The 616-nt window shown below is 45.8% G+C and carries 1 protein-coding gene; it reads right to left on the minus strand.

Features of this window, described 5'->3' with window-relative positions; all coding sequences use genetic code 11:
- Positions 1–616 (minus strand): RHS repeat domain-containing protein (locus J8L98_RS24535; protein ID WP_210998671.1); only part of this gene is annotated, 616 nt, incomplete at both ends.

The raw sequence follows: 616 nt of genomic DNA on the forward strand, positions 1-616 counted from the left end.
GCTTTTTGAGATGCTGCAAACCCTTCTAACGCGGCAACACTGTGATCACTGCTGCTATACGTTGCATCGGTGTATTGATGCTGACTCACTCGCTGACCTAATATGTTATAACGGTATTCAACTAGGCGGTTCTCTGCATCTAACTTAAAACGTAAGCGCTGTTGTGTATCGTACACATACACCGTGCTGTCTGTGCCTATTTGTTCTTTGATCAGCTGGTTATTGCTGTTATAGGCCCGCGTTATCGTGACGCCGTCAGCATCCACTTCTAATGTTAAATTACCTTCACTGTCATACCCGTACTGCGTTTGATGGCCCAATCCATTGGTCACACTGTGTAATCGGCCCGCCGTGTTATAGCCATACTCTTGTTTAACGATTTGGTGATTGTCAACTCGCTCCACTGAGGTTAAGCGCTTTTCTGCATCAAAATGGTAATCAACCTGCGCCCCACCTATGGTCACACGAGTATGTGTGGTACTCACATAGTTGTATAGGGTTTGATTGCCTTCACCATCGATGAGGCTTTTTACTCGATAGTCGCCATTGTGTGCTTCATAGCCAATGGTTAATACTGTGCCATCTGATTGCGATACACTTTGTACGCGGTTGCTGT

Origin of the sequence: Pseudoalteromonas sp. MMG013, from assembly GCF_018100885.1 — a bacterium.
In the GTDB taxonomy this organism is placed as follows: Bacteria; Pseudomonadota; Gammaproteobacteria; order Enterobacterales; family Alteromonadaceae; genus Pseudoalteromonas; species Pseudoalteromonas aurantia.